Below are 18,024 nucleotides of genomic sequence, written 5' to 3'. Positions count from 1 at the left end.
GAAACGCCGTCCTCCCTGACATAATCACTGTCCAAATAACCAGGGGGGCAATGTGATCGACGATTTTGCAGCAGACGGCCAGTTAGCCAAAGCCATACCGGGATTTAAGCCGCGCGAGCCGCAGCGCCAGATGGCGAAAGCGGTGAGCGAAGCGATTGAGGCCTCCCGACCGCTGGTGGTGGAAGCGGGGACCGGAACCGGTAAAACCTACGCTTACCTGGCGCCTGCGCTGCGGGCGAAAAAAAAGGTGATTATCTCCACCGGCTCGAAAGCGCTGCAGGATCAGCTCTATAGCCGCGATCTGCCCACCGTCGCCAAGGCGCTCAAATTCACCGGTAAACTGGCGCTGCTTAAAGGGCGCTCCAACTACCTGTGCCTTGAACGTCTTGAGCAGCAGGCGCTGGCGGGCGGCGATCTGCCGGTACAAACCCTCAGCGATGTGATCCTCCTGCGCTCCTGGTCGAATCAAACCCAGGATGGCGATATCAGCACTTGCGCCAGCGTCGCGGAAGACTCCCAGGCCTGGCCGCTGGTCACCAGCACCAACGATAACTGTCTCGGTAGCGACTGCCCACTGTATAAAGATTGCTTCGTGGTGAAGGCGCGTAAAAAAGCGATGGACGCCGACGTGGTGGTGGTCAACCATCACCTGTTCCTGGCCGATATGGTGGTCAAAGAGAGCGGCTTTGCCGAGCTGATCCCCGAGGCGGAAGTGATGATCTTCGATGAAGCCCATCAGTTGCCGGATATCGCCAGTCAGTACTTTGGTCAGTCGCTCTCCAGCCGCCAGCTGCTGGATCTGGCGAAAGACATCACCATTGCCTACCGCACCGAACTGAAAGACACCCAGCAGTTGCAAAAATGCGCCGACCGCCTGGCGCAAAGCGCTCAGGATTTTCGCCTGCAGCTGGGGGATCCCGGCTATCGCGGCAACCTGCGCGAACTGCTGGCGGATAGCCACATTCAGCGCGCGCTGCTGCTGCTCGATGACGCGCTCGAGCTATGCTATGACGTCGCCAAACTTTCGCTGGGCCGCTCGGCGCTGCTCGATGCCGCCTTTGAGCGCGCCACCCTCTATCGCGGGCGCTTAAAGCGGCTGAAAGAGATTAACCAGCCGGGCTACAGCTACTGGTATGAGTGCACCTCGCGCCACTTTACTCTCGCCCTGACGCCGTTGACCGTGGCCGAGAAGTTTAAAGAGGTGATGGCGCAGAAGTCGGGGAGCTGGATCTTTACCTCGGCGACGCTGTCAGTGAACGACGATCTGCATCACTTCACTGCCCGGCTGGGGATCGACGAGGCGCAGTCCCTGTTGCTGCCGAGCCCCTTTGATTATCAACATCAGGCGCTGCTCTGCGTGCCGCGCAATCTGCCGCTGCCGAACCAGCCTGGCGCGGCGCGCCACCTGGCGGCGATGCTCAAGCCGCTGATCGAGGCCAACGACGGTCGCTGCTTTATGCTGTGTACCTCGCACGCCATGATGCGCGATCTGGCGGAGCAGTTCCGCGCCACCATGACGCTACCGGTGTTGCTGCAGGGGGAAACCAGCAAAGGCCAACTGCTGCAGCAATTCGTCAGCGCCGGCAACGCCCTGCTGGTGGCCACCAGCAGCTTCTGGGAAGGGGTCGACGTGCGCGGTGATGCGCTGTCGCTGGTGATTATCGATAAGCTGCCGTTTACTTCGCCGGACGACCCGCTGCTGAAAGCGCGCATGGAAGATTGTCGGCTGCGCGGCGGCGATCCGTTCGATGAAGTACAGCTCCCGGAAGCCGTCATCACCCTCAAACAGGGGGTGGGGCGTCTGATCCGCGATATCGACGATCGCGGGGTGCTGGTGATCTGCGACAACCGGCTGGTGATGCGCCCCTACGGCGCGGTGTTCCTGGCCAGCCTGCCGCCCGCGCCGCGGACCCGCGATATCCGCCGGGCGGTGCGCTTCCTCGCCGTGCCGCCGGCAAGGTAATCCGCACTAAAATGTGTTAAGCTGCGCGCCATTTTGTTAATTAGCGGTTCCCAATAGACTTCGGGCGGTATGGCGGCGGGTTGGCCGTTTGCCGGAAAACAGGCTGCCTGAAGGCCTGAACTATGTAACGAGAGCGTGACCACCCATGCGAATTTTGGCTATCGATACCGCCACAGAGGCCTGCTCCGCGGCGCTGTGGAATGATGGCACCCTTAGTGCTCATTTCGAAATTTGTCCCCGCGAACATACCCAACGTATCCTGCCGCTGGTGCAGGAGGTCCTCACCGAGAGCGGCGCCACGCTGACCGAGCTGGACGCGCTGGCCTTTGGCCGCGGTCCGGGTAGCTTTACCGGCGTGCGCATCGGCATCGGTATCGCTCAGGGGCTGGCGCTGGGCGCTGAGCTGCCAATGATCGGCGTTTCGACGCTGGCCACCATGGCGCAGGGCGCCTGGCGCAAAACCGGCGCCACCCGCGTGCTGGCGGCCATTGACGCACGAATGGGCGAAGTCTACTGGGCCGAGTACCAGCGTGACGAGCAGGGCGTCTGGCATGGCGAAGAGACGGAAGCGGTGCTCAAACCGGAAGCGGTAGCCGAACGGCTGGCACAGCTTTCCGGCGAATGGGCCACCGTCGGCACCGGCTGGCAGGCGTGGCCGGATCTGGCGAAAGCGAGCGGACTGACCTTAAGCAGCGGCGAAATTGAACTGCCGGCGGCGGAGGATATGCTGCCGTTAGCCTGTTACCTGCTGGCGGCGGGGAAAATCGTGGCCGTGGAGAAAGCGGAGCCGGTTTATTTGCGAAACGAGGTGGCGTGGAAGAAACTTCCAGGCCGCGAGTGAATCTCAGTAACAAGAAGACTGAGAAAAGGAGTCGCATCATGGCGGGTCAAAAACAGGGCGTTCGCTGGCTGTTAGCCGCGGCGGTTGCCGTTGCGCTAAGCGGCTGCGTGTCAGTGCCGGATGCCATCAAAGGCACCAGCCCTACGCCGCAGCAGGATTTAGTGCGGGTGATGAACGCCCCGCAGCTGTACGTTGGCCAGGAAGCACGCTTTGGCGGCAAAGTGGTCAATGTGCAGAACCAGCAGGGTAAAACCCGCTTAGAAATCGCCACCGTACCGCTGGACAGCGGCGCACGGCCTGTGCTGGGCGAACCGTCTCGTGGGCGGATCTATGCCGACGTTAACGGCTTCCTCGATCCGGTCGACTACCGCGGCCAGCTGGTCACCGTGGTCGGGCCGATTGCCGGCGTGGTCGACGGCAAAGTGGGCAGCACGCCGTATAAATTTATGCTGATGAACGCCATCGGTTACAAACGCTGGAACGTGGTGCAGCAGGTGGTGATGCCCCCGCAGCCCATCGATCCGTGGATGCTGGGTCCGCGCCCCTGGGGTTACGGCTATGGCGGCTGGGGCTGGTACAACCCCGGCCCTGCTGAGGTGAGAAACGTCGTAACCGAATGATTTTGTTGTTTATGTTAGTTCAAAGAAACAGCGGCCGGTCCGCTGTTTCTTTGTTTTCAGTCGAATAAGAAAAAAAATAGTGACGCGCTTCGCAACCTGCTCATTGCCTAATTAATAAACTGGTACGCTGAGTTAATATAATGTTAACAAAATGTATTTACCAGGGGCTGTGATGACGACGAATAACTATTTCAGAGGTGATGCAGTGAAAAAGGTTTGGCTAAACCGTTATCCCGCAGATGTTCCTGCGGAGATAAACCCTGACCGCTATCAATCCCTGGTTGAACTGTTTGAGCATGCCACCACCCGCTACGCTGACCAACCGGCGTTTATCAATATGGGTGAAGTGATGACCTACCGTAAGCTGGAAGAGCGTAGTCGCGCCTTTGCCGCTTACCTTCAGGAGGGGTTAGGATTACAGAAGGGCGATCGCGTGGCCCTGATGATGCCTAACCTGCTGCAGTATCCGGTGGCTCTGTTTGGCATCCTGCGCGCCGGGATGATCGTGGTTAACGTCAACCCCTTATATACCCCGCGTGAACTGGAGCATCAGCTCAACGACAGCGGCGCGGCGGCGATCGTCATCGTCTCCAACTTTGCCCATACCCTGGAAAAAGTGGTGGCGAAAACTCAGGTTAAGCACGTGATCCTGACGCGCATGGGCGATCAGCTCTCCACCGCCAAAGGCACGCTGGTGAACTTCGTGGTCAAGTACATCAAGCGCCTGGTGCCGAAGTACCACCTGCCGGATGCCATCTCGTTTCGCAGCGCGCTGCAGCATGGCTACCGCATGCAGTACGTGAAGCCGGAGATCGTTGCGGAAGATCTGGCGTTTCTGCAGTACACCGGGGGCACCACCGGCGTGGCCAAAGGGGCGATGCTGACCCACCGCAACATGCTGGCGAACCTCGAGCAGGTCAATGCCACCTACGGCCCGCTGCTGCATCGCGGCAAAGAGTTCGTGGTGACCGCGCTGCCGCTGTATCACATTTTCGCCCTGACCATGAACTGCCTGCTGTTTATCGAACTGGGCGGGCAAAATTTGCTGATCACCAACCCACGCGACATTCCCGGGCTGGTGAAGGAGCTGGCGAAATATCCTTTCACCGCCATGACCGGGGTCAATACCCTGTTCAACGCCTTGCTGAACAACAAAGAGTTTCAGCAGCTTGATTTCTCCTCGCTGCACCTCTCCGCCGGCGGTGGGATGCCGGTGCAGCAGGCGGTGGCCGAGCGCTGGGTAAAACTGACCGGACAATATCTGCTGGAGGGCTACGGCCTGACCGAGTGTTCGCCGCTGGTCAGCGTCAACCCGCACGACATCGACTACCACAGCGGCAGCATTGGCCTGCCGGTGCCTTCCACAGAAGCCAAACTGGTGGACGACGACGATAACGAAGTGGCGCCGGGTCAGCCGGGCGAGCTCTGTATCAAGGGGCCGCAGGTAATGCTTGGCTACTGGCAGCGTCCTGACGCGACGGATGAGATTATCAAAGACGGCTGGTTGCACACCGGGGATATCGCGGTGATGGATGAAGAGGGATTCCTGCGCATCGTTGACCGGAAAAAAGATATGATCCTGGTGTCGGGTTTTAACGTCTATCCGAATGAAATCGAAGATGTGGTTATGCAGCACAGCGGCGTCCTCGAAGTGGCGGCCATCGGCGTGCCGTCCGGCAGCAGCGGTGAAGCGGTGAAGATTTTCGTGGTCAAGAAAGATGCCGCGTTAACCGAAGAGGCGCTGATTACGTTCTGCCGCCGCCATCTCACCGGCTACAAAGTGCCGAAGCTGGTGGAATTCCGTGACGAACTGCCGAAATCCAACGTCGGGAAAATTTTGCGGCGAGAACTGCGTGACGAAGCGCGCGCTAAAGTGGACAATAAAGGCTAAGTAACGAATGAGTCGCCTGACGCCGGCTACGCCGGCGTTTTTTATGGGCGCAAGTTAAGAGAGTATGCTTTGAACTATCAGATGATCACCACCGACGATGGCCTGCGCGCTGTTTGCGAAGCGGCAAGCGCGGCCTCCGCCGTCGCTCTGGATACGGAATTTGTCCGTACCCGTACCTACTATCCGCAGCTGGGCCTGCTGCAGCTGTTCGACGGCACCCAGGTCTCTCTGATCGATCCCTTGACGATTAGCGACTGGGCGCCGATGCGTGAGCTGCTGCTCAACCAGGATGTGACTAAATATCTGCATGCCGGTAGCGAGGATTTAGAAGTCTTCCTCAATGCGTTCAACCTGATGCCGCAGCCGCTGATCGACACCCAGATCCTGGCGGCGTTCTGCGGCCGCCCGATGTCCTGGGGCTTTGCCTCCATGGTGGAAGAGTATTCCGGAGTGGCGCTGGATAAAAGTGAATCCCGCACCGACTGGCTGGCGCGCCCGCTGACCGAGCGTCAGTGTGAATACGCCGCAGCTGACGTCTGGTACCTGTTGCCGATCGCCAGCCAATTAATGGCGGAGACCGACCGCGCAGGCTGGCTATCGGCGGCGCTGGACGAATGTCGTCTGATGCAGCAGCGTCGTCAGGAGGTGGTTGACCCGGCCGAGGCCTGGCGCGACATCGGCAACGCCTGGCAGCTGCGTACCCGCCAGCTGGGCTGCCTGCAGCTGCTGGCAGAGTGGCGTCTGCGCAAAGCGCGTGAGCGCGACCTGGCGGTGAACTTTGTGGTGCGGGAAGAGCATCTGTGGAGCGTGGCGCGCTATATGCCCACCAGCCTCGGCGAGCTCGACAGCCTCGGGTTGTCCGGCAGTGAAATTCGCTTCCACGGCAAAACGTTGATTAGCCTGGTCGAGAAAGCCCAGGCGCTGCCGGAGTCGGCCCTGCCGGCGCCGCTGCAGAACCTCATTGACATGCCGGGTTACCGTAAAGCCTTTAAAGATATTAAAGCGCTGGTGCAGGAAGTGAGCGCCGATAAGGGCGTGAGCGCGGAACTGCTGGCCTCGCGTCGGCAGATCAACCAGTTGCTGAACTGGCACTGGCAGTTGAAAACGCAAGCCGGTGAGCCTGAGCTGATTTCCGGCTGGCGTGGCGAACTGATGGCCGGGCGGCTGAAGTCGCTGTTAAACGACTATCCGCGCTAGCGGGCGGTCTGGTTCAGGCCATTAAAAAACCGGCAGCGCAGGGCGTAGCCGGTTTTTTTTCGGGATGGAACAGCAGGTCAGGGTTTCGACTCTTCCGTTTCGGGTAGGGTCACGTTCAGCTCAAGAATCGAAATATCACCATCCCGCTGCTCCAGCTGCACGCTGACCATCTCCGGGTCGATCTGCACGTATTTACAGATCACTTCCAGAATATCTTTGCGCAACTGCGGCAGGTAGTGCGGCTCCGCGTCGCCGCGGCGACGCTCGGCGACGATGATTTGCAGGCGTTCTTTCGCAATATTAGCCGTGTTCTTTTTTCGCGAGAGAAAAAAGTCGAGTAAAGCCATAATTTATCCTCCGAACAGGCGTTTGAGGAATCCTTTCTTCTCTTCTTCAATGAAGCGGAAAGGGCGTTCTTCTCCGAGCAGACGTTCAACGGTATCGGCATAGGCTTTGCCTGCGTCCGACGCGGCATCCAGAATCACGGGCTCACCCTGGTTGGATGCGCGCAGGACTGACTGGTCTTCCGGGATCACGCCCACCAGGTTGATGCGCAGAATTTCCAGCACGTCTTCCATGCTCAGCATATCGCCTTTATTGACGCGGCCTGGATTGTAGCGGGTCAGCAGTAAATGCTCTTTGATCGGCTCTTCGCCATTTTCCGCACGACGGGATTTCGAAGCGAGAATGCCAAGGATACGGTCGGAGTCGCGAACGGAGGAGACTTCCGGGTTGGTGGTGATGATGGCTTCATCAGCAAAATAGAGCGCCATCAGCGCACCGGTTTCGATACCTGCCGGTGAATCACAGACGATGAAATCGAAGTCCATTTTCTTCAGTTCTTCGAGAACTTTGTCGACGCCTTCGCGGGTCAGGGCGTCTTTATCCCGGGTCTGAGAGGCCGGGAGAATGTAGAGATTTTCCGTACGCTTATCTTTGATCAGCGCCTGGTTCAACGTGGCATCGCCCTGGATGACGTTGACGAAATCATAAACGACGCGACGTTCGCAGCCCATAATCAGATCGAGGTTACGCAGGCCGATGTCGAAGTCGATAACGACGGTTTTCTTTCCCTTCTGGGCCAAACCTGTAGCGATGGCCGCGCTGGAGGTGGTCTTGCCAACGCCCCCTTTACCCGAAGTCACAACAATAATGCGTGCCATAGAAATTCCTTGTTAAAAAGGGATTAATTCAACGGTTGAACTGTCAAAGCGCTTTCACCTAAACGCAGGCGTGCCGCTTTGCCATAAAATTCGGCCGGGATGTTATCGCTCAGCCAATATTCCCCGGCGATGGAGACCAGCTCCGCCGCAAGGTGGGTACAAAATATCTGGGCGTCTCTGTCGCCACCGGCGCCTGCCAGCGCGCGTCCTCGCATCATGCCATATACATGGATATTGCCGTCAGCGATAAGTTCCGCACCGGCACTCACATGATTTGTAACAATAAGATCACAGTGTGGCGCATAAATGCGCTGACCGGAACGTACCGGCTGATCAATCAAACGCGTTTTTGTGATCTGGTTAGCAACTGGCGGCGGCGGAGGGGTGGGTTCGGACGGTGCCGGACGAGGGGCTTTCTCTTTCCCTTCGGTTAATAACGGGATCCCGGCGCGATCGATTTCGGTTTTCAGGCGCGGGATTTTGCATCCGCTGACGCCCATAATGCGTAAACCGGTCGCGGCGATGGCCTCGTTAATGGCGCGCCATTCGACCTCCTCCTCCACGCTGGCGATATTCACCACCACCGGCGCATGGCGTAAAAAGGCGGGAGCCTGGGCGATTTTGTCTTCTAACGCCTGACGAATAACCTCGGGATTTGCATCGTGCAAATGAACGACAGATAACGTGAAGCTACTGCCTTTAAGTTCGATTGGCGTATTTGACATCCTGGCCTTACTCAATTTGCTGTTTATCAACCGCAGAAGTGCGGTGATATTCCGAAGACTAAAAGGCATGTTATAGTCACTCATATATTGAGGCAAGTGACCACGGGTCTAATTCCGAGTAAAACTATGTTTTGTGTGATCTATCGAAGTACTAAACGTGAACAAACCTATTTATACGTCGAAAAAAAAGACGATTTCTCACGCGTTCCTGACGAGCTAATGCGCGGCTTCGGCACGCCGCAAATGGCGATGCTGCTGCCGCTGGATGGGCGCAAAAAGCTGGTTAACGCCGACCTGGAAAAAGTGAAACAGGCGTTGAGCGAGCAGGGCTATTACCTGCAACTTCCCCCGCCATCTGAAAATCTACTAAAGAAACACCTGGCGGAACAGGGGAAACAATCCGATTAACCCACGAGGGAAAATAATGTACCAACATCATAACTGGCAGGGTGCGCTTCTGGATTATCCAGTGAGCAAAGTGGTTTGCGTCGGCAGTAATTATGCAAAACACATCAAGGAAATGGGCAGTGCGACGCCGGAAGAGCCGGTGCTGTTTATTAAACCTGAGACCGCGCTGTGCGATCTCCGTCAGCCGTTGGTGCTTCCTGAAGGGCTGGGCTCAGTGCACCACGAAGTCGAGCTGGCGGTGCTGATCGGCAGCACGCTGCGTCAGGCGACGGAAGAGCATGTGCAGAAAGGGATCGCCGGCTATGGCGTCGCGCTGGATCTCACCCTGCGCGACCTGCAGGCTAAGATGAAAAAGGCCGGGCAACCGTGGGAGAAGGCGAAAGGCTTCGATAACGCCAGTCCAATCTCCGGCTTTATCCCGGCCGCTGAGTTCCACGGCGACCCGCAGAATACGCCGTTAAGCCTGAAGATTAACGGTGAAGTGCGCCAGCAGGGAACCACAGCCGACATGATCCATAAGATTGTGCCGCTGATCGCCTATATGTCGCGCTTCTTTACCCTCAAAGCCGGGGATGTGATCCTCACCGGCACCCCGGAAGGGGTGGGGCCGCTGCATAGCGGTGACGAACTGGAAGTTGGCTTCAACGGCCTGTCGCTCACCACCCGCGTGCTGTAAGCGCTGCTTGCCGCCTCTTGGGGCGGCAAAACTTGCATCGGCGTGCCAGACTGGTTATAAGGTGCACCCTTAACTGGCAACGACGGACACTCCGATGAGCGAACAACCTTTCTGGCAACAAAAAACACTGGATGAAATGACCGACGCGGAGTGGGAATCGCTGTGTGACGGCTGCGGCCAGTGCTGCCTGCACAAGCTGATGGATGAAGACACCGATGAGATCTACTTCACCAACGTCGCCTGCCGTCAGCTTAATATCAAAACCTGCCAGTGCCGTAACTACGAACGTCGCTTCGAGTACGAGCCAGACTGCATCAAGCTTACCCGCGAAAACCTGCCAACCTTCGAATGGCTGCCGCCGACCTGCGCCTATCGCCTGCTGGCGGAGGGCAAATCGCTGCCGGCCTGGCATCCGCTGCTGACCGGCTCAAAAGCGGCGATGCATGGCGAACGCATCTCTGTTCGCCATATTGCGGTGCCCGAGTCCACCGTCGTCGACTGGCAGGATCATATCCTCAATCTGCCTGACAGGGCGCGTTAAGCGCCGGATCACGCTTTCTTCGCGTGAAACAGCCCGTTTTCACCGTCGGTTTCTTCGGCCACCCAGAAGTGAATATTGAAGCGGGCGTCGTCACTGAGTTCGACGCGGTGCCAGTACTGCGGCGGACTGGTGGCAAACTGTCCGGCATGAATGACCACTTTCTTTTCCGGCTCCGTCGCCTGCTCATCGGCAAAACCGTAATAGGTGACCGTTCCCTCCATGACGCACAGCTGACCGAAGACGCCGGCCGCGGTGTTGTGATGGCTCAGCAGGGCGGCGGGGACGTTCTCTTTAGTAAAGAACGGGGTGGAGCGTTTAACTTTCCAGTCTGCGGGGATCAGTAAAGATGACATGTGAGCTCCTGTGGGGCTTTAAAAGATGTATTTAATATGCACCTTTTAGGGGCTGTGGTCAACCACAGGCAGGAAACGATGCAACGATGCGCAGCAGACATAAAAAAACGCCCCGCAGGGCGTTTCATTGTGTGCGGTACTCGCAGCGGCTTAGCGGCCAAACAGATCGCGTTTTTTCGCTTTGAAAGGCTGAGCAATGATCACCAGGATGGCGACCAGCAGATAGGCAGCAAAAATACCGACCAGCCATTGCGGCATCTCCAGCGACAGGAATTGCCACTGACGCACTGAACAGTCGCCGGACGCGACGAAAACCTGCGGCAGCCATTTATCCAGCGGCAGCCAGGTTGGGAAGCGGGCGGCGAAATCACAGGTCTGGAACGGCGAAGGGTGCAGCTGGATCATCGTATGCTCCCACGCCAGCTGCAGTCCACGTATTGCGCTGTACAACCAGATCACCATGGCGACATAGCGCAGCGGCGTTTTGGGGGCGATGGCGCCGACCAGCCCCGCGCCCATGATGCCGAACAGTGCGCAGCGTTCGTAAATACACATCACACACGGCTGCAGCAGCATCACATGCTGGAACCACAGCGCAACGAGTTCGAGAATAAAAGCGGTTAATGCCATCAGGAGCCAGGCACCGCGTCCCCTTGAGCACTGGTTTAAATATTGCAACATAATCATTTCCCTGGAAGATGCTAAATCATGGCAGTGTAAACGAAAACCGAACCGACGCCAGCGGCCCGGCAGAAAATATTACGTAACGGGTTATTGAATGGCCCGGATGAAGCCGGGCCAGGATCGGGTCAGGGCAGCGTGGGCGTGGTCACCCAGCCGTGCGCCAGTAGCCAGTTGGTGACCGGCATCAAGGTGAACTCGACGCACAGCAGGCCGACCAGCGTCAGTACGAGAGTGTAGGGCAGCGCCATCCATACCATGCGGCCATAGGAGAGTCGGATAAGCGGCGCCAGCGCGGAGGTCAGCAGGAACAGGAATGCCGCCTGGCCGTTGGGGGTGGCGACCGACGGCAGGTTGGTGCCGGTATTGATCGCCACCGCCAGCATCTCAAACTGCGGCAGGCTGATAACGCCATGTTCGAGGGCGGTTTTCGCTTCGTTAATGTAGACCGTGCCGACAAAAACGTTATCCGAAATGGACGACAGCAGGCCGTTAAACAGGTAAAAGAGCGACAGCTGCGCGTGCGGCGAGGCCTGCAGCACAAACTCAATGACCGGGGTGAACAGCTGCTGGTCGATGATCACCGCCACAATGGCAAAGAACACCGTCAGCAGCGCGGTGAAGGGCAGCGCCTCGGTGAACGCCTTGCCAATGGCGTGCTCATCAGTCACCCCGGAAAACGTGGTGGCGAGGATGATCACCGACAGACCAATGAGCCCGACTTCGGCCAGATGAAAGGCGAGGGCGACGATCAGCCAGACACCAATCACCGCCTGGGCAATCAGCCGCAACTGCTCCTGACGGCTGCGCTGGGCGCGGCTGCGGTCGTCAAAGTCCTGCAGTACCTTCCGCACCGCGGGCGGCAGCGGTTCGCCGTAGCCAAACAGGCGATACTTTTCGACCAGCAGACAGGTCAACAGCCCACACACCATCACCGGCAAGGTGACGGGCGCCATGCGGATAAAGAACTCGCCAAAATGCCAGCCCGCCGCTTTGGCGATAATCAGGTTTTGCGGTTCGCCAACCATGGTCATGACTCCGCCGAGGGCGGTCCCGACGCCGGCGTGCATCATCAGGCTGCGCAGAAAGCCGCGGAATTGCTCCAGCACCTCGCGGTAGTGCTGCTCGATATGGCTGTCGTCCAGCAGATCGTTATCATCAGGGCGAGCTGAAGCGACGCGGTGGTAGATGCCGTAGAACCCAACGGCGACGCTAATCACCACCGCCACCACGGTAAGCGCATCGAGAAAGGCGGAGAGGAAAGCGGCCGCCAGGCAGAAGGCCAGCGACAGCAGCATCTTGCTGCGGATCCCCAGCAGCAGGCGCGTGAAGACGAACAGCAGCAGTTGTTTCATAAAGTAGATGCCCGCGACCATGAAGATCAGCAGGAGCAGCACTTCAAGGTTGCCGGCGATCTCTTCCCGCACATGCGCCGGGCTGGTCATGCCGATCAGCAGCGCCTCAATGGCCAGCAGGCCGCCCGGCAGCAGCGGATAGCACTTCAGCGCCATGGCGAGGGTAAAGATAAACTCAACCACCAGCAGCCAGCCGGCGACAAACGGCGCCACGGCAAACACCAGCGGGTTTACGATTAAGAAAATGATTAATGCCAGCTTGTACCAGTCCGGCGACTGGCCAAGAAAATTGCGCCACAGCGCGCGGCCATATGAAATTTCCACGACAGAATCCTTCCCCGTCAATTAGTACATGATTTTGTGCGTAACTATTGGCAAGAGTATCAGTTGAGCAAAATGAGAAGCAACTTTCTTCGCACCGCGGCGGCGGTGACGGGAGATAAGGAAAAGCGCAAAGTAAAAACGGAAAATGAAACAGCGATCCCTTTTTAATTCACTTGCGATGCTATCTGCGCTATAGCGGCTCTGGTATGATGAGTGCAATTGCAACAATGTGTAATGGAAATATTATTATGGTCATTAAGGCGCAGAGCCCTGCGGGTTTCGCGGAAGAGTATATCATTGAGAGCATCTGGAATAACCGCTTCCCACCTGGATCGATTCTCCCCGCTGAACGCGAGCTTTCTGAGCTGATCGGTGTCACCCGCACCACTCTGCGCGAAGTGTTGCAGCGTCTGGCGCGTGACGGCTGGTTGACCATTCAGCATGGCAAGCCCACCAAAGTGAATAACTTCTGGGAGACCTCCGGGCTGAATATTCTCGAAACGCTGGCGCGCCTCGATCACGACAGCGTGCCGCAGCTGATTGATAACCTGCTCTCCGTACGCACCAATATTTCCACGATTTTTATTCGCACCGCGTTCCGTCAGCATCCGGATAAAGCGCTGGCGGTACTGGACAGCGCCCGGGAAGTGGAAGATCACGCCGACGCCTTTGCCGACCTCGATTACAATATCTTCCGCGGTCTGGCGTTTGCCTCCGGCAACCCGATTTACGGTCTGATCCTCAACGGCATGAAGGGGCTGTATACCCGCATCGGCCGCCACTATTTCTCCAGCCCGGAAGCGCGCAGCCTGGCGCTGGGCTTTTATCATCAGCTGGCGAAGGTGTGCGAAGGCGGTCTGCACGATCAGGTGTATGAGCTGGTCCGTCGCTACGGTCATGACAGCGGGGAGATCTGGCACCGGATGCAGAAATCGCTGCCCGGCGATTTAGCCATGAATATGCGTTAAGCCGGATATTGGCGATCGATAAACACAATAAGGGGGCCAGTGGCCCCCTTCGTCGTTTTCATCGTCCCGCAATGTTATAGCGCGTTCGGGCGCGCCGGGCAGCGGTCCAGCAGCTCAATGCTGCCGTCGGCGTTCTGCTGCTCCAGCAGCACATCGAATCCCCACAGACGATGCACATGTTTCAGCACTTCGCGCCGGCCTTTGTCCAGCGGGACGCGGTTGTGTGGCACATAGCGCAAGGTCAGCGAGCGGTCGCCGCGCAGGTCAACGTTCCATACCTGGATGTTCGGCTCAAGATTGCTGAGGTTATACTGCGCCGAGAGCTTGTTGCGGATCTCGCGATAGCCCTCTTCGTTGTGGATCGCCGAGATCTCGAGATAATTGTTGTGATCGTCGTCGAGCACGGTAAAGAAGCGGAAATCGCGCATGATCTTCGGCGACAGGAACTGGCTGATAAAGCTCTCGTCCTTGAAATCACGCATCGCGAAATGCAATGTTTCCAGCCAGTCAGAACCGGCGATATCCGGGAACCAGTACTTGTCCTCTTCGGTGGGCGACTGACAGATGCGCTTGATGTCCTGGAACATGGCGAAGCCCAGCGCGTAGGGGTTAATCCCGCTATACCACGGACTGTTGTACGGCGGCTGGAACACCACGTTAGTGTGACTATGGAGAAACTCCAGCATAAAGCGCTCCGTCACTTTCCCTTCATCATAGAGATGGTTGAGGATGGTGTAGTGCCAGAAGGTCGCCCACCCCTCGTTCATCACCTGGGTCTGTTTCTGCGGGTAGAAATACTGGCTGACTTTACGCACGATGCGCAGGATCTCGCGCTGCCACGATTCGAGCAGCGGGGCGTTCTTCTCCATAAAGTACAGCAGGTTCTCCTGCGGTTCGGAAGGGTAGCGACGGGCGGACTCAATCGCTTTTTCTTCCTCGCGCTTCGGCAGGGTGCGCCACAGCATATTCACCTGGCTTTGCAGATACTCTTCCCGGCTTTTCTGCCGCGCTTTCTCCTCCTGCAAGGAGATTTTTTGCGGACGTTTATAGCGGTCGACGCCGTAGTTCATCAGCGCGTGGCAGGAGTCGAGGAGTTTCTCCACTTCGTCGACACCATAGCGCTCTTCACACTCGGTAATGTATTTGCGGGCGAAGATCAGGTAATCGATGATCGAGCTGGCGTCGGTCCAGCTGCGAAACAGATAGTTATTTTTAAAGAATGAGTTGTGCCCATAGCAGGCGTGCGCCATGACCAGCGCCTGCATGGTGATGGTGTTTTCTTCCATCAGGTAGGCGATACAGGGGTTGGAGTTGATGACTATCTCATACGCCAGGCCCTGCTGGCCGTGCTTATAGGCCTGCTCGGTCTCAATGAATTTCTTGCCGAACGACCAGTGCGGATAGTTGATGGGCATGCCGACGCTGGAGTAGGCGTCCATCATCTGCTCGGAAGTAATGACTTCGATCTGGTGCGGGTAGGTGTCAAGACGATAGAGCTTGGCGACCCGGTCCACTTCGGCCAGGTAGGTCTCCAGTAACTCGAACGTCCAGTCGGGTCCATCGCTTAAACGGGTGGTGTCCCTGTTCATGGAGTCAATCGTAGCCATTAGCGCGCCCTCGTTGTTGTTGGTTTTCTCTGAACGGAAAACCTCTAAACAAGCATAGAACACCGGATGGCAAACTGTATCGTCAGACAATTTCTTTTCTTCGCGATTTCCCCATCTCAAAGCCGTTTTTTGCGCTTATTTACAGAATTTAATGCTGGGTAAAAATAAAGCGCAGCATGAGATCGTAAATCTCGCAGCGCAGGGCTGGTGCGGTTTGCTGTGAGTTAAGTCACCATAAATAAAGCGTATGTTGAATAATATTTTCAACTGAGTTATCAATTTGTAATTAGATGATTGTTCTTTAACTGTTACGGAGTCGCTATGCGTGTCGTCATACTGGGAAGTGGAGTGGTTGGGGTAGCCAGCGCGTGGTATTTGAGTCAGGCGGGTCATGAGGTGACGGTTATCGACCGTCAGCCCGGTCCGGCAGAGGAGACCAGCGCGGCCAACGCCGGGCAGATTTCTCCCGGCTATGCGGCGCCCTGGGCGGCGCCGGGGGTGCCGCTGAAGGCGATCAAATGGATGTTTCAGCGCCATGCGCCGCTGGCGATCGGTCTTGACGGCACGTCGTTCCAGCTGAAGTGGATGTGGCAGATGCTGCGTAACTGCGACACCCGCCACTATATGGAGAACAAAGGCCGTATGGTGCGCCTGGCGGAGTACAGCCGCGACTGCCTGAAAGCGCTGCGCGACACCACCGGCATTCAGTATGAAGGGCGTCAGGGCGGGACGCTGCAGCTGTTCCGGACCGCCAAACAGTATGAAAATGCCACCCGCGACATCGCGGTGCTGGAAGACGCCGGCGTGCCGTACCAGCTGCTGGAAGCGAAGCGGCTGGCGGAGGTGGAGCCGGCGCTGGCGGAAGTCAGCCATAAACTGACCGGCGGCCTGCGCCTGCCCAACGATGAAACCGGCGACTGCCAGCTGTTTACCACCCGTCTGGCGGCAATGGCGGAACAGGCCGGGGTCACTTTCCGCTTCAACACCGCAGTGGACGCCCTGCTACAGGAGGGCGATCGCATTGCCGGGGTGAAATGCGGCGATGAGATTATCAAGGGCGATGCCTATGTGATGGCCTTCGGCTCCTACTCAACGGCGATGCTTAAAGGGCTGGTGGATATACCGGTCTATCCCCTGAAAGGCTACTCATTGACCATTCCGATTGCCCAGGAGGACGGCGCGCCGGTTTCCACTATCCTTGATGAAACATACAAAATCGCTATTACCCGCTTCGATCAGCGCATTCGCGTCGGCGGCATGGCCGAGATCGTCGGTTTTAACAAAGCGCTGCTGCAGCCGCGTCGCGAAACCCTGGAGATGGTGGTGCGCGATCTGTTCCCGCGCGGCGGCCACGTGGAGCAGGCGACGTTCTGGACTGGCCTGCGGCCGATGACACCGGACGGCACGCCGGTGGTCGGCCGCACGGCGTATAAAAATCTGTGGCTCAACACCGGCCACGGCACGCTTGGCTGGACCATGGCCTGCGGCTCCGGGCAGCTTATCAGCGATCTGATCTCCGGGCGCACGCCGGCGATCCCTTACGACGATCTGGCGGTCGCCCGCTACAGCCCCGGGTTCACCCCGGCGCGTCCGCAGCATCTGCATGGCGCACACAACTAAGGAGCTTGCATGACCCGTCCGGTAGTGGCCAGCATCGACCTGCTGGCCTTGCGGCAGAATTTACAGATAGTGCGTCGCGCGGCCCCTGGGTCGCGCCTGTGGGCGGTGGTCAAGGCCAACGCCTACGGCCACGGCGTGGCGCGCGTATGGAGTGCGTTAAGCGGGGCGGATGGTTTCGCCTTGCTCAACCTGGAAGAGGCGATCCTGCTGCGCGAGCAGGGCTGGAAAGGTCCGATCCTGCTGCTGGAGGGCTTCTTCCATGCCGATGAGCTGGCGGTGCTCGATCAATATCGCTTAACCACCAGCGTCCACAGCAACTGGCAGATTAAGGCGCTGCAGCAGGCGAAGCTGCGCGCGCCGCTGGATATCTATCTCAAGGTGAACAGCGGTATGAACCGGCTGGGCTTTATGCCGGAGCGGGTGCATACCGTCTGGCAGCAGCTGCGGGCGATAAGCAACGTCGGCGAGATGACGCTGATGTCGCACTTCGCGGAGGCGGAGAACCCGCAGGGGATTGTCGAGCCGATGCGCCGTATCGAACAGGCGGCGGAGGGGCTGGATTGCCCGCGCTCGCTGGCCAACTCGGCGGCGACCCTCTGGCATCCGGAAGCGCATTTTGACTGGGTGCGTCCGGGCATCGTGCTGTATGGCGCGTCGCCTTCCGGGCAGTGGCAGGACATCGCGAACACCGGGCTGAAGCCGGTCATGACGCTGCGCAGCGAAGTCATCGGCGTGCAGAACCTGCGCCCCGGCGAGGCGATTGGCTATGGCGGCCTGTACCGCACCAGCCAGGAGCAGCGGATCGGCATCGTCGCCTGCGGCTATGCCGATGGCTATCCGCGGGTGGCGCCGAGCGGCACGCCGGTGCTGGTGGATGGCGTACGCACCACTACCGTTGGACGCGTATCGATGGATATGCTGGCGGTCGATTTAACGCCTTGTCCGCAGGCCGGGATCGGCGCGCCGGTCGAGCTGTGGGGCAAAGAGATTAAAATCGACGACGTGGCGGCCAGCAGCGGCACCGTCGGCTATGAGCTGATGTGCGCCCTGGCGCCGCGGGTGCCGGTTGTGACCCTGTAACCTATTCCGGG

General features: G+C 58.3%; 18 protein-coding genes and 1 pseudogene. 12 read left to right on the top strand and 7 right to left on the bottom strand.

The features are described 5' to 3' along the window. The first annotated feature begins 52 nt into the window (after window positions 1-52). The 5 genes from FHW76_RS01595 to rnd all read left to right on the top strand — a co-directional run bounded on the left by FHW76_RS01595 (window position 53) and on the right by rnd (window position 6,512). Complete coding sequence (locus FHW76_RS01595; protein ID WP_008804295.1) at window positions 53-1,963, top strand: ATP-dependent DNA helicase; 1,911 nt, start codon at window positions 53-55, stop codon at window positions 1,961-1,963. Window positions 1,964-2,108: 145 nt separating this feature from the next. Next, window positions 2,109-2,804 (top strand): tRNA (adenosine(37)-N6)-threonylcarbamoyltransferase complex dimerization subunit type 1 TsaB, encoded by a 696-nt coding sequence (gene tsaB, locus FHW76_RS01590; protein ID WP_012967772.1) that lies wholly within the window; start codon window positions 2,109-2,111, stop codon window positions 2,802-2,804. 38 nt (window positions 2,805-2,842) lie between these two features. Further along, window positions 2,843-3,424 carry a Slp family lipoprotein gene (locus FHW76_RS01585; protein WP_008804297.1) on the top strand — a complete coding sequence of 194 codons (582 nt, stop codon included), beginning with the start codon at window positions 2,843-2,845 and terminating at the stop codon, window positions 3,422-3,424. A gap of 205 nt (window positions 3,425-3,629) precedes the next feature. Further along, window positions 3,630-5,315 carry a long-chain-fatty-acid--CoA ligase FadD gene (gene fadD, locus FHW76_RS01580; RefSeq protein WP_025999236.1) on the top strand — a complete coding sequence of 562 codons (1,686 nt, stop codon included), beginning with the start codon at window positions 3,630-3,632 and terminating at the stop codon, window positions 5,313-5,315. Between the two features lie 81 nt (window positions 5,316-5,396). Beyond that, complete coding sequence (gene rnd, locus FHW76_RS01575; RefSeq protein ID WP_004175459.1) at window positions 5,397-6,512, top strand: ribonuclease D; 1,116 nt, start codon at window positions 5,397-5,399, stop codon at window positions 6,510-6,512. Between the two features lie 77 nt (window positions 6,513-6,589). Here the strand turns inward: rnd and minE are convergent, their stop codons facing one another. The 3 genes from minE to minC are packed head-to-tail and all read right to left on the bottom strand — an operon-like array spanning window position 6,590 to window position 8,400. Beyond that, complete coding sequence (minE, locus tag FHW76_RS01570) at window positions 6,590-6,859, bottom strand: cell division topological specificity factor MinE (RefSeq protein WP_004103270.1); 270 nt, start codon at window positions 6,857-6,859, stop codon at window positions 6,590-6,592. A 3-nt stretch (window positions 6,860-6,862) separates the two neighbouring features. Continuing rightward, window positions 6,863-7,675, bottom strand: a complete 813-nt coding sequence (minD, locus tag FHW76_RS01565; RefSeq protein WP_008804300.1) for a septum site-determining protein MinD — start codon at window positions 7,673-7,675, stop codon at window positions 6,863-6,865. A gap of 23 nt (window positions 7,676-7,698) precedes the next feature. After that, window positions 7,699-8,400 carry a septum site-determining protein MinC gene (minC, locus tag FHW76_RS01560; RefSeq protein ID WP_008804301.1) on the bottom strand — a complete coding sequence of 234 codons (702 nt, stop codon included), beginning with the start codon at window positions 8,398-8,400 and terminating at the stop codon, window positions 7,699-7,701. A 126-nt stretch (window positions 8,401-8,526) separates the two neighbouring features. On the opposite strand from minC, the gene FHW76_RS01555 reads away from it, so the two are divergent. The 3 genes from FHW76_RS01555 (at window position 8,527) to FHW76_RS01545 (ending at window position 10,025) form a co-directional block, all read left to right on the top strand. After that, complete coding sequence (locus tag FHW76_RS01555) at window positions 8,527-8,808, top strand: YcgL domain-containing protein (RefSeq protein ID WP_004203320.1); 282 nt, start codon at window positions 8,527-8,529, stop codon at window positions 8,806-8,808. A 16-nt stretch (window positions 8,809-8,824) separates the two neighbouring features. Next, on the top strand, window positions 8,825-9,484 hold the full coding sequence (locus FHW76_RS01550) for a fumarylacetoacetate hydrolase family protein (protein WP_012967776.1): 660 nt from the start codon (window positions 8,825-8,827) through the stop codon (window positions 9,482-9,484). A gap of 94 nt (window positions 9,485-9,578) precedes the next feature. Continuing rightward, window positions 9,579-10,025, top strand: coding sequence for a YcgN family cysteine cluster protein (locus FHW76_RS01545; RefSeq protein ID WP_008804304.1), 447 nt, complete (start codon window positions 9,579-9,581; stop codon window positions 10,023-10,025). Window positions 10,026-10,033: 8 nt separating this feature from the next. Here the strand turns inward: FHW76_RS01545 and FHW76_RS01540 are convergent, their stop codons facing one another. The 3 genes from FHW76_RS01540 to nhaB all read right to left on the bottom strand — a co-directional run bounded on the left by FHW76_RS01540 (window position 10,034) and on the right by nhaB (window position 12,738). After that, window positions 10,034-10,378, bottom strand: coding sequence for a DUF1971 domain-containing protein (locus FHW76_RS01540; protein ID WP_022065914.1), 345 nt, complete (start codon window positions 10,376-10,378; stop codon window positions 10,034-10,036). 150 nt (window positions 10,379-10,528) lie between these two features. Further along, entirely contained in the window at window positions 10,529-11,059 is a 531-nt protein-coding gene (gene dsbB / locus FHW76_RS01535) for a disulfide bond formation protein DsbB (RefSeq protein ID WP_008804305.1), read from the bottom strand. A gap of 128 nt (window positions 11,060-11,187) precedes the next feature. Continuing rightward, a complete protein-coding gene (nhaB, locus tag FHW76_RS01530; RefSeq protein WP_012967777.1) occupies window positions 11,188-12,738 on the bottom strand; it encodes a sodium/proton antiporter NhaB in 1,551 nt (516 codons plus the stop codon). A gap of 248 nt (window positions 12,739-12,986) precedes the next feature. On the opposite strand from nhaB, the gene fadR reads away from it, so the two are divergent. After that, a complete protein-coding gene (gene fadR / locus FHW76_RS01525) occupies window positions 12,987-13,706 on the top strand; it encodes a fatty acid metabolism transcriptional regulator FadR (RefSeq protein ID WP_012541278.1) in 720 nt (239 codons plus the stop codon). A 74-nt stretch (window positions 13,707-13,780) separates the two neighbouring features. Here the strand turns inward: fadR and FHW76_RS01520 are convergent, their stop codons facing one another. Next, a complete protein-coding gene (locus tag FHW76_RS01520; RefSeq protein WP_004203310.1) occupies window positions 13,781-15,313 on the bottom strand; it encodes a SpoVR family protein in 1,533 nt (510 codons plus the stop codon). A gap of 88 nt (window positions 15,314-15,401) precedes the next feature. Between FHW76_RS01520 and FHW76_RS01515 the strand changes: the two are divergent. The 3 genes and pseudogenes from FHW76_RS01515 to dadX all read left to right on the top strand — a co-directional run. After that, window positions 15,402-15,536, top strand: a pseudogene (locus tag FHW76_RS01515) (hypothetical protein); the annotation flags it as partial. A gap of 98 nt (window positions 15,537-15,634) precedes the next feature. Beyond that, the gene (locus tag FHW76_RS01510) at window positions 15,635-16,933 is read left to right on the top strand and encodes a D-amino acid dehydrogenase (RefSeq protein WP_008804309.1); all 1,299 of its coding nucleotides are present in this window, start codon (window positions 15,635-15,637) and stop codon (window positions 16,931-16,933) included. A 9-nt stretch (window positions 16,934-16,942) separates the two neighbouring features. Further along, window positions 16,943-18,013, top strand: a complete 1,071-nt coding sequence (dadX, locus tag FHW76_RS01505) for a catabolic alanine racemase DadX (RefSeq protein WP_012541279.1) — start codon at window positions 16,943-16,945, stop codon at window positions 18,011-18,013. Window positions 18,014-18,024: the final 11 nt, after the last annotated feature.

Source organism: Klebsiella sp. RC2 (assembly GCF_014192815.1).
GTDB lineage: Bacteria > Pseudomonadota > Gammaproteobacteria > Enterobacterales > Enterobacteriaceae > Klebsiella > Klebsiella variicola.
This window is presented reverse-complemented; position numbering and strand designations above follow the sequence as displayed.

Coding starts and splice junctions, on each gene's coding strand:
- dsbB (WP_008804305.1), bottom strand. CDS start 11,059: ATGTTGCAATATTTAAACCAGTGCTCAAGGGGACGCGGTGCCTGGCTC.
- FHW76_RS01545 (WP_008804304.1), top strand. CDS start 9,579: ATGAGCGAACAACCTTTCTGGCAACAAAAAACACTGGATGAAATGACC.
- fadR (WP_012541278.1), top strand. CDS start 12,987: ATGGTCATTAAGGCGCAGAGCCCTGCGGGTTTCGCGGAAGAGTATATC.
- FHW76_RS01550 (WP_012967776.1), top strand. CDS start 8,825: ATGTACCAACATCATAACTGGCAGGGTGCGCTTCTGGATTATCCAGTG.
- FHW76_RS01520 (WP_004203310.1), bottom strand. CDS start 15,313: ATGGCTACGATTGACTCCATGAACAGGGACACCACCCGTTTAAGCGAT.
- rnd (WP_004175459.1), top strand. CDS start 5,397: ATGATCACCACCGACGATGGCCTGCGCGCTGTTTGCGAAGCGGCAAGC.
- FHW76_RS01540 (WP_022065914.1), bottom strand. CDS start 10,378: ATGTCATCTTTACTGATCCCCGCAGACTGGAAAGTTAAACGCTCCACC.
- minE (WP_004103270.1), bottom strand. CDS start 6,859: ATGGCTTTACTCGACTTTTTTCTCTCGCGAAAAAAGAACACGGCTAAT.
- minC (WP_008804301.1), bottom strand. CDS start 8,400: ATGTCAAATACGCCAATCGAACTTAAAGGCAGTAGCTTCACGTTATCT.
- FHW76_RS01555 (WP_004203320.1), top strand. CDS start 8,527: ATGTTTTGTGTGATCTATCGAAGTACTAAACGTGAACAAACCTATTTA.
- FHW76_RS01585 (WP_008804297.1), top strand. CDS start 2,843: ATGGCGGGTCAAAAACAGGGCGTTCGCTGGCTGTTAGCCGCGGCGGTT.
- tsaB (WP_012967772.1), top strand. CDS start 2,109: ATGCGAATTTTGGCTATCGATACCGCCACAGAGGCCTGCTCCGCGGCG.
- dadX (WP_012541279.1), top strand. CDS start 16,943: ATGACCCGTCCGGTAGTGGCCAGCATCGACCTGCTGGCCTTGCGGCAG.
- minD (WP_008804300.1), bottom strand. CDS start 7,675: ATGGCACGCATTATTGTTGTGACTTCGGGTAAAGGGGGCGTTGGCAAG.
- FHW76_RS01510 (WP_008804309.1), top strand. CDS start 15,635: ATGCGTGTCGTCATACTGGGAAGTGGAGTGGTTGGGGTAGCCAGCGCG.